Source organism: Cellulomonas septica (assembly GCF_012396155.1).
Taxonomy (GTDB): domain Bacteria; phylum Actinomycetota; class Actinomycetes; order Actinomycetales; family Cellulomonadaceae; genus Cellulomonas; species Cellulomonas septica.
The window spans coordinates 1-7,990 of the sequence record NZ_JAAXOY010000101.1 but is presented as its reverse complement, the minus strand read 5'-3'; the positions used below and the strand labels follow the sequence as shown (position 1 = coordinate 7,990).

Here is a 7,990-nt window from a genome sequence, read left to right as displayed (position 1 = left end):
GTCACCGACCCGCGCGAGGGGTACGGCGAGGTCCGCGACGCCGCGCGCCGGATCCTGCCGGGGGCTCGCTGGCGGCGGCACCTGTACTGGCGCTACAGCCTCACGTGGCAGGCGCCCGCCTGACCGTCAGCGGCGGACGATCGCGGTGCCCGCGAGCCGGTCGTGCAGGCCGCGACCGTCCGAGTCCCACACGACCGCGGGGATCACGAGGCACAGCAGCACGCCGCGCACGAGCCCCGAGAGCAGCCCGGGCGGGCGTCCCGTGTCCGGCACCGGCGCCGCACCGGACGGCGTCACGGCCGCGCGGCGCACACGCAGCCCGAGCACGCGGTGGCCCAGCGTGAAGCCCACGGTCCCGACGAGCAGCACGTTCTCGAGCAGGAAGATCAGGAGCGTCGCCGTCGGCGCCCCGCGCGTCAGGTAGAAGCCCGTGCGCTCGACCGGGAAGAACGTCGCCGCGATGAGCAGGCACACGGTCCAGTCGACGGCGAGCGCGGCGACGCGCCGCCCGAGCGACGCGAGCGCCCCCGGCCCGTCCGGCGGCAGGCCGAGCCGCGCACCGCGGGCCGTCGTCGCGGCCGGGGAGCCGCCCTCGAGCCAGGAACCCATGTCGTCGCGTGAGGTCACGCGACCAGGGTAGGTCGCCGCCCCCGCCGTGACGCCCACCACCGCTCCCGGACGTCCGCCCAGGAGTTCGCGCGATCGTTACACGGGGGACGCCGACGTAACACGGCGGAAACAACCGCTACACCCCAGAGAAACTCCCTCACCATAGCCTCGGCGGAGCCCGACCCCAGGGTGGACACACAACCGAGGAGCAGCGGATGTTCAGCAAGCCAGAGGAAGTACTGGCCTTCATCAAGAGCGAGGACGTCAAGTTCATCGACGTCCGGTTCTGCGACCTGCCCGGCGTCATGCAGCACTTCAACGTGCCGGCCGCCTCCGTGGACGCGAACTTCTTCACCGAGGGCCAGATGTTCGACGGGTCGTCGATCCGCGGCTTCCAGGCGATCCACGAGTCGGACATGAAGCTCATCCCCGACGTCACGACCGCCTACATCGACCCCTTCCGGGTCGAGAAGACGCTGAACATCAACTTCCACATCGTCGACCCGTACACCGACGAGCCCTACAGCCGCGACCCGCGCCAGGTCGCCGCGAAGGCCGAGGCGTACCTGCGGTCGACCGGCATCGCCGACACCGCGTTCTTCGCCCCCGAGGCCGAGTTCTACGTCTTCGACGACGTGCGCTTCCAGACCCGCCAGGACGCGTCGTTCTACTACATCGACTCGATCGAGGGCGCCTGGAACACCGGTCGCAAGGAGGAGGGCGGCAACCTCGGCCACAAGACGCCCTACAAGGGCGGCTACTTCCCCGTCCCGCCGGTCGACCACTTCGCCGACCTGCGCGACAAGATCTCGCTGCAGCTGGACGCCCTCGGCCTCGAGGTCGAGCGTGCGCACCACGAGGTCGGCACCGCCGGCCAGGCCGAGATCAACTACCGCTTCGACACGCTCGCCAAGTCGGCCGACAAGGTGCAGCTGTTCAAGTACGTCGTGAAGAACGTGGCGCACGAGGCCGGCAAGACCGCGACCTTCATGCCGAAGCCCCTCTTCGGCGACAACGGTTCGGGCATGCACGTGCACCAGTCCCTCTGGAAGGACGGCCAGCCGCTGTTCTTCGACGAGAAGGGCTACGGCGGCCTGTCCGACGTCGCGCGCTGGTACATCGGCGGCCTGCTCAAGCACGCGCCCGCGCTGCTCGCCTTCACGAACCCGACGGTGAACTCCTACCACCGCCTGGTCCCGGGCTTCGAGGCGCCGGTCAACCTGGTCTACTCGGCCCGCAACCGCTCCGCGTGCATCCGCATCCCGGTCACCGGTTCGAACCCGAAGGCCAAGCGCATCGAGTTCCGCGTGCCGGACCCGTCGTCGAACCCGTACCTCGCGTTCGCGGCCATGCTCATGGCGGGCCTTGACGGCATCCAGAACCGCATCGAGCCGCCGGAGCCGGTCGACAAGGACCTCTACGAGCTGCCCCCCGAGGAGCACGCCCTCATCCAGCAGGTCCCGGGCTCGCTCGGCGAGGTGCTCGACAACCTCGAGGCCGACCACGACTGGCTGACCGCCGGCAACGTCTTCACGCCGGACCTCATCTCGACGTGGATCGACTACAAGCGCTCCGCCGAGGTGGACCCGATCCGTCTGCGGCCGCACCCGCACGAGTTCGAGCTCTACTTCGACGTGTGATCGTCCCGGCCCCTGGCTGCTCCCAGGGGCCGGTGACTCGCAGTACCGGCACCCCCGTCGCCCGCGTGGCGGCGGGGGTGCCGTGCCTCTGCGACACGGTCGGTGCGATGGCTCAGGACCGTGACCACTGCATGCTCGTCGCGGAGCTGCACGTCCGCTGCTCCAGCGCGGCGCCCGCGGTCGTGGAGCCGCTGACCACGCCGAGGCACTTGCCGCTGTTGACGTTCACGAGCTGCTGGTAGCCGTCGCCGGTCGAGCGCCAGGTGAAGACCTGGTTGGGCCGGTCGTGGCACGTGTACTGGATGACCGCCGCGCCGTCGGCCGTCGACGCGCCGCTCACGTCGAGGCACTTGCCGCTGTTGACGCTCTGCAGCCGCACGTCGCCGCTGCCGGCGTCGACGAAACGCCACTGCTGCCACGCCGAGCCGGTGCTGGGCCACTGACCCACGACCGCCAGGTCGGCGACGCTGCCCTGCTGCACGTCGATCACCTGCCCGCTGTGGCGGTTCGTCACCCGGTACGCCGGCGTCGTGGTCGTGCCTCGGACGAACTGCCACCAGTCGACGTTGAACAGGTTGCCGCTGCCGCCGGCGAACCGCAGGTACAGGTCGTGCGTCCCGGTGGCGCCGGTGACGGGGCAGGAGGCGGTCGTCCAGCTCTGCCACCCGCCGGTGCCGCCGACCGTGCAGGTCGCGACGACCGGTCCGCCCGTGCCGTCGAGCCGCACCTCGATGCGCCCGCCGCTCGTGGCGGACGCGACGCGCGCGGAGAAGGAGGTCGCGCCCGTGCCGAACGCGACGCCCTTGACCTCGACGTAGTCGCCGTTCTCGATCCAGCCGACGTTCATCCCGCCCTCGCTCGAGGGTTCGGTCTCGATCCCGGACCCCCAGGCGATCGTCTCGGCCTCCTGCCGCACGTACGGGTCGAGGGTGCCGACCTGCGGCGCACCCGTGGTCGTCATCGTGATCGTCGGGATGCTGCCGTCGGCGCCGTAGGTGAACTTCTCGACCGCGACCGAGCGGGTGTAGCCGCCACCGCCCGGCAGTGCACCGTTGTGGTAGAAGAAGTACGAGCCGCCGGCGAAGTCGATGATGCCGGGGTGGTTCGTGAAGCTGCTGCCCTGCGTCGGCATGACGGTCCCGCGGTAGGTCCACGGCCCGGTCGGCCCGGGCGCGGTCGAGTAGCCGATGAACTCCGAGCAGCAGCGGGCCGCGAACACGTTGTAGTAGGTGCCGCCGCGCTTGTAGACCCACGGCCCCTCCTCGTAGAGGGTCGGCCGGTTCGGGTCGCCCGTCCGGGTGCCGAAGCCTGCGGTGGTGAGCGGGATCTGGGTCGGGCTGCCGGAGTACGAGATCATGTCCGCGTTGAGCCGGACGTACCAGAGGCGGGGGTTGCCCCAGTAGAGGTACGCCTGGCCCCCGTCGTCGATCAGCACGGTCGGGTCGATCTCGCCGTTCCCGACGAGGGGGCGGCCGATCGCGTCGCGGAACGGCCCGGTCGGGCTGTCGGCGACGCCGACCCCGATGACGCGCTGCCCCGTGGATCGCTGCCGGACGGGCACGTACCAGTAGAACTTCCCGTTGCGCTCGACGACCTGACCGGCCCACGCGTCGGCGTCCGCCCAGGCGAACGTCGCGAGCGACATCGGCGAGCCGTGGTCCGTCCAGTTGACCATGTCGGTCGACGAGAAGACGCGCCAGTCGCGCATCGTGAAGGAGGACGAGCCGTCCTCGTCGTGCCCGGTGTAGAGGTAGACGCGCCCGTCGTGCACCAGGGGCGCAGGATCGGCGGTGTAGAGGTGCTGGACGATCGGGTTGTCCGCCTGCGCCGGGGCAGCGAGCAGGGTGACGGCGCAGACCGCCGCGGCGAGCGACGCGATCGCCGACCGGAGCCGCCTCCGGTGCGGGCGTGCTGATGGCTGCTTCAACATGGCTCCTCGGGTGTCACGAGCGGTGAGCTGTCGCGGACCGGCGCCGGTCGGCGCCGCTGCGTCCGTCGCCGGCCGGCGGCGGCGTGGACGAGGTGCGCCACGTCGGGCGTGCGGTCGGTCCTCGGGCGGGAGGCCGGTCCCCGCCGGGTGCCCGGCTCGCGGTCGTCGCCCTCGTCGCGCGCCGGGATGTCCGGCTCAGGGCGTCCTCGCCCCGCGCGACGGCTGGATGTTATCGCTCACATTTCGTCGGAATCGTTTCGCCGCCCGCACCCGGACTCGCAGCAGCCTGGAGCTCAGCTGCACGCGGGGGCGGGTTCGTCGATGCGTCCCTGCGTCGCGGACGTCGGGTAGATCCGTGTGATCGACAGGACCGCGGGCACGTCCCCGGCGTTGCGGACGACGTGCGGCCCGACCTCGGTGAACGACTGGCCGACGCCGAACTCCTCCGTCACGCACCGTCCCCGCTTCGTCACCGTCTGACGCTCCACCGTCCCCGACGTGACCACGGCCACGACGATGCCCGGGTGCGAGTGCCACCCCGAGAACTGACCGGGCTGGTAGGTGAGGTCGAACGTCGACACCGTCGTCGGCACCGCCGCCGTCAGCGCGACGCGGTCCTGCGCGGCGACGAACAGGTGCCGCTCGGTCCCGTCGAGCACGCCGGTCGACGTGCCGCTCGCGGTGGGCGGCGGGACCGAGGGCGGGGTCGCGCTCGCGGACGAGACGTAGACGCCGCACAGCAGCACGGTGGCAAGGGCGGCGACGGTCGACTTCTTGCCGTTCATGGGGTCCTCCGTTCGTCGTGGTCGACCGGGAGGTTCCGCGCCGCGTCACCGTCACGCACGCGGACGCCGTCGCCCCCCGCTGGTCCCGGGCGTACCCGGTCCTCCGTGCGCTCGCCGCTCGACCGCGGCGGCACGACCTACGCGCCGGCGCCCACCTGGGCGAGGAAGGCGGGGATCTCGACGTAGACCCGTCCCTCGACGATCGCGTCGTCCCGGACGTCGTAGACGACCGCGAGGGGGATCCGCACCTGCTTGCCCGTCGCCGCGACGCCGGCGAACTCGCCGGTGTGCCGGCCCACGACGAAGCCCTCGAACACGGCCGTGCCCGCGTCCACGACGAGACGGGTCCGCTCGGCCGTGGCGTCGAACGCCTGGTGGTAGAAGTACTCGAGCAGCCCCTGCACCCCCGCGGGCGTGCGGTACTCGTCGCCCGTGGCCATCAGGCGGAAGACCACGTCGGGCGCCATCGCGCTCGTGTCGCCGTGGTCGGAGTCGAGATAACGCTGCACGACCTCACGCGTGGTCGCGGCGCTCGGGTGCCCGTCGTCGGACATGTCTGACCCCCTCGTCCCCCGGAGCCGATGCGCTGGACGGTACTCGCGTGCCGGGTCGGCGACCAGCCCTGTCGAGGGTGCCGCCGGGAGGCCGAGGACCGGACGAATTCCGCGGATCGCCGGTTGTCGTGGTTTTCTGGGAGGTGCATGTCTTCGCACCACGCACCACCGGAGGACCCGTGAGCCACTCATCACCGGCGACGATGCCGGGCGCGACCCCCGTCATCGACGAGCAGGCGCGTCTGCGGTGTCCCCGCTGCACGTCGCCGTCGATCGCCGTCACGTCGACGGACACGGACCCGAACGTGTCGTGGACCAACCACACCGTGACGTGCGAGAGCTGCCGCAGCAGCTCGCAGCTGGCCGTCGTGTCGACGTTCGGCCAGGTCGTCATCCGCTGGCTGAACGACTGACGCACGACCTCACCGGGTGACGACGGGCGTCCCCACGACCGCGAGCGTCTGCGCCGCGGCGCTCCCGCCGTGCACCACGACCTCGACGTGCCTCGCGGCCGGGTCGGCGCCCCGGACGTAGCGTTCGATCGCCCGCACCGCGGCGCTGCCGAGGAACGCCGTGGGTGCGATCTCGACGGTCACGGGCACGATCCCGCCGCGTGAGCGCGACCGGACCTCCGCGTCGACGAGCGCGGCGGCCGACTCGGTGTCCAGCACGCCCCCGACGCGGATGACGCCGTCGTCCCCGACCGCGACCTCCGGACCACCCGTGAGGACGGCGGTGGGGCCGACGACGGGTGACCCGACGGGGGCTCGCCGCCGGGCGTCGAGCTCGAACTCGACGCGCGTCCCGGACTCCCCCGTGTCGACCGCGAGCCGGGCGCCGCTCGACGCGACCATGCTGAGGCCGCGGCCCCGGTCGCCCGGGTCGGGCGCAGGCGGGCGCCACAGACCGTCGTCCTCGACGCCGAGCGTGACCGTGGTGCGGCGCAGACGCGCGTCCACCCGGATGCGGCCGGCCGGCACGCCCGCGTAGGCGTGCTCGATGCTGTTGGTCGCGGCCTCGCTCGCGGCGAGCACCAGCGCGGCGCGCTCCCGCGCCTCGAGCCCGACGGTGCGTGCCCAGGCGTCCACCTTGCTGCGCACGTCGGCGAGCCGCTCGGCGTCGGCGGGCAGGTCGAGTGCGAGGTCGGCCGGCGCGGTGCGGCGGGCGACCGCGAGGACCGTGACGTCGTCGACGAATCCCTCGTCGAGCGCCCACGGCACGTGCAGGCAGAGCCGCTCGGCGACCGTCCTGCCCGCGTAGCGGCCGATGACGGCGCCGCGGACGGCGTGCTCGGCGGCGGAGACGACCTGCTGCATCCGCTCGTCGAGCGGTCGGCCGACGACCTCGACGAGCCCGTCGGTGAAGAGCAGCAGCGCCTCGTCCTCCGCGAGCCGGTCCGTGCCGACGTCCGCGTCGTCGTCGATGCCGAGGGGCCCCCCACCGGTGGACGGGAGCCAGCGCGAGCTCGCGGGCCCGACGACGAGGGGCGCGGGGTGCCCGCGGGTGGCGTACTCGAGCACGCCGGTCTCGGGGTCGAGCAGCACGACGCACACGGATGTCGCGAACGCGTCGGTCGCGACGCGGGCGTACCGGTCGAGCGAGGCGAGCGCGGCACGGACCGGGACGCCGTCGAGCAGCCGGGACGCGAGGATCGCGCGCATCTGGCTCATGGCGGCCGACGCCGCGACACCGTGCCCCACCACGTCGCCGACGGTGAGGGCCACGCGCCCGTCGGGAGCGACCGCGGCGTCGAACCAGTCGCCGCCCGCCGCCTGCTCGCGGCCGGCGACCAGGTAGGTCGCGGCGACGTCGACGCACGGCAGGATGGGCACGGACGACGGCAGGAGCGCCCCCTGCAGCGCGATGATGACGTCGCGCGCGACCTCGTACCGCTCCTCGACGCCCGCGACGCGGGCCTCCTCGGCGAGCCGTTGCTCGACGGCCTCGGTCACGTCCTCGGCGGTGACGATCATGCCCTGGTACTCGCCCGCGTCGTCGAGCCACGGCGCGAGGGACAGGCGTACCCAGACGTCCCGGTGGTCGTCGCCGACCTCGAGCAGCACCTCCTCGGGCGCCAACCCGCGTCGGCTCTGCAGCGCGAGCTCGAGCCGCGGCATCATGCGGCGACCGACGACGTCCGTGAGGGTGTCCGCGGCCTGTCGCCCGACCACCTGCCCGATGCCGAGCTCCTGCGCGGCACGGTTGGCGGCGACGACGACACCGTCCGCACGGATCGCGGCGACCGCCATGGGCAGGCCGTCGAAGGCCTGCAGGGTCGCCTCGACGGCGGGCGGGGGCCGCGACGGGTCCGTCATGGACCCAGGGTCGCACCGATCAGCTCAACGCACCGACCGTGCCGGCCGGGTCGACGACCGCGACCTCGAGCCCGTGCCCCGCGGCGAGCAGCAGCGCGCTGTCCGGGCCGACGAGCACGCGCAGGCGGGTGCCGTGCGTGCGGGCGCGCCGGTCGAG

7 protein-coding genes are annotated in these 7,990 nt (G+C 72.7%); 2 read left to right on the top strand and 5 right to left on the bottom strand.

Annotated elements, in window-relative coordinates; genetic code table 11:
- Positions 1-126 precede the first annotated feature (126 nt).
- Positions 127-627: an RDD family protein gene (locus HGA02_RS06015; RefSeq protein ID WP_343035309.1), complete on the bottom strand. Its 501-nt coding sequence runs from the start codon at positions 625-627 to the stop codon at positions 127-129.
- Positions 628-824: 197 nt separating this feature from the next.
- On the opposite strand from HGA02_RS06015, the gene glnA reads away from it, so the two are divergent.
- Positions 825-2,249, top strand: a complete 1,425-nt coding sequence (gene glnA / locus HGA02_RS06010; RefSeq protein ID WP_168678244.1) for a type I glutamate--ammonia ligase — start codon at positions 825-827, stop codon at positions 2,247-2,249.
- A 112-nt stretch (positions 2,250-2,361) separates the two neighbouring features.
- Here the strand turns inward: glnA and HGA02_RS06005 are convergent, their stop codons facing one another.
- From HGA02_RS06005 to HGA02_RS05995, 3 genes are all read right to left on the bottom strand, one after another.
- Positions 2,362-4,179: a family 43 glycosylhydrolase gene (locus HGA02_RS06005; RefSeq protein ID WP_168678243.1), complete on the bottom strand. Its 1,818-nt coding sequence runs from the start codon at positions 4,177-4,179 to the stop codon at positions 2,362-2,364.
- A gap of 293 nt (positions 4,180-4,472) precedes the next feature.
- Entirely contained in the window at positions 4,473-4,964 is a 492-nt protein-coding gene (locus HGA02_RS06000; protein WP_168678242.1) for a cupin domain-containing protein, read from the bottom strand.
- 137 nt (positions 4,965-5,101) lie between these two features.
- Positions 5,102-5,518, bottom strand: coding sequence for an ester cyclase (locus tag HGA02_RS05995; RefSeq protein WP_168678241.1), 417 nt, complete (start codon positions 5,516-5,518; stop codon positions 5,102-5,104).
- Positions 5,519-5,697: 179 nt separating this feature from the next.
- On the opposite strand from HGA02_RS05995, the gene HGA02_RS05990 reads away from it, so the two are divergent.
- Positions 5,698-5,931 (top strand): hypothetical protein, encoded by a 234-nt coding sequence (locus tag HGA02_RS05990; protein WP_168678240.1) that lies wholly within the window; start codon positions 5,698-5,700, stop codon positions 5,929-5,931.
- A gap of 9 nt (positions 5,932-5,940) precedes the next feature.
- Here HGA02_RS05990 and HGA02_RS05985 read toward each other — a convergent pair whose 3' ends face one another.
- Entirely contained in the window at positions 5,941-7,833 is a 1,893-nt protein-coding gene (locus HGA02_RS05985) for an ATP-binding SpoIIE family protein phosphatase (RefSeq protein ID WP_168678239.1), read from the bottom strand.
- Between the last annotated feature and the right edge of the window lie 157 nt (positions 7,834-7,990).

Bases quoted from the DNA above. Each gene is read 5' to 3' on its own strand.
- glnA (WP_168678244.1), top strand. From the start codon at position 825: ATGTTCAGCAAGCCAGAGGAAGTACTGGCCTTCATCAAGAGCGAGGAC.
- HGA02_RS05995 (WP_168678241.1), bottom strand. From the start codon at position 5,518: ATGTCCGACGACGGGCACCCGAGCGCCGCGACCACGCGTGAGGTCGTG.
- HGA02_RS06000 (WP_168678242.1), bottom strand. From the start codon at position 4,964: ATGAACGGCAAGAAGTCGACCGTCGCCGCCCTTGCCACCGTGCTGCTG.
- HGA02_RS05985 (WP_168678239.1), bottom strand. From the start codon at position 7,833: ATGACGGACCCGTCGCGGCCCCCGCCCGCCGTCGAGGCGACCCTGCAG.
- HGA02_RS06005 (WP_168678243.1), bottom strand. From the start codon at position 4,179: ATGTTGAAGCAGCCATCAGCACGCCCGCACCGGAGGCGGCTCCGGTCG.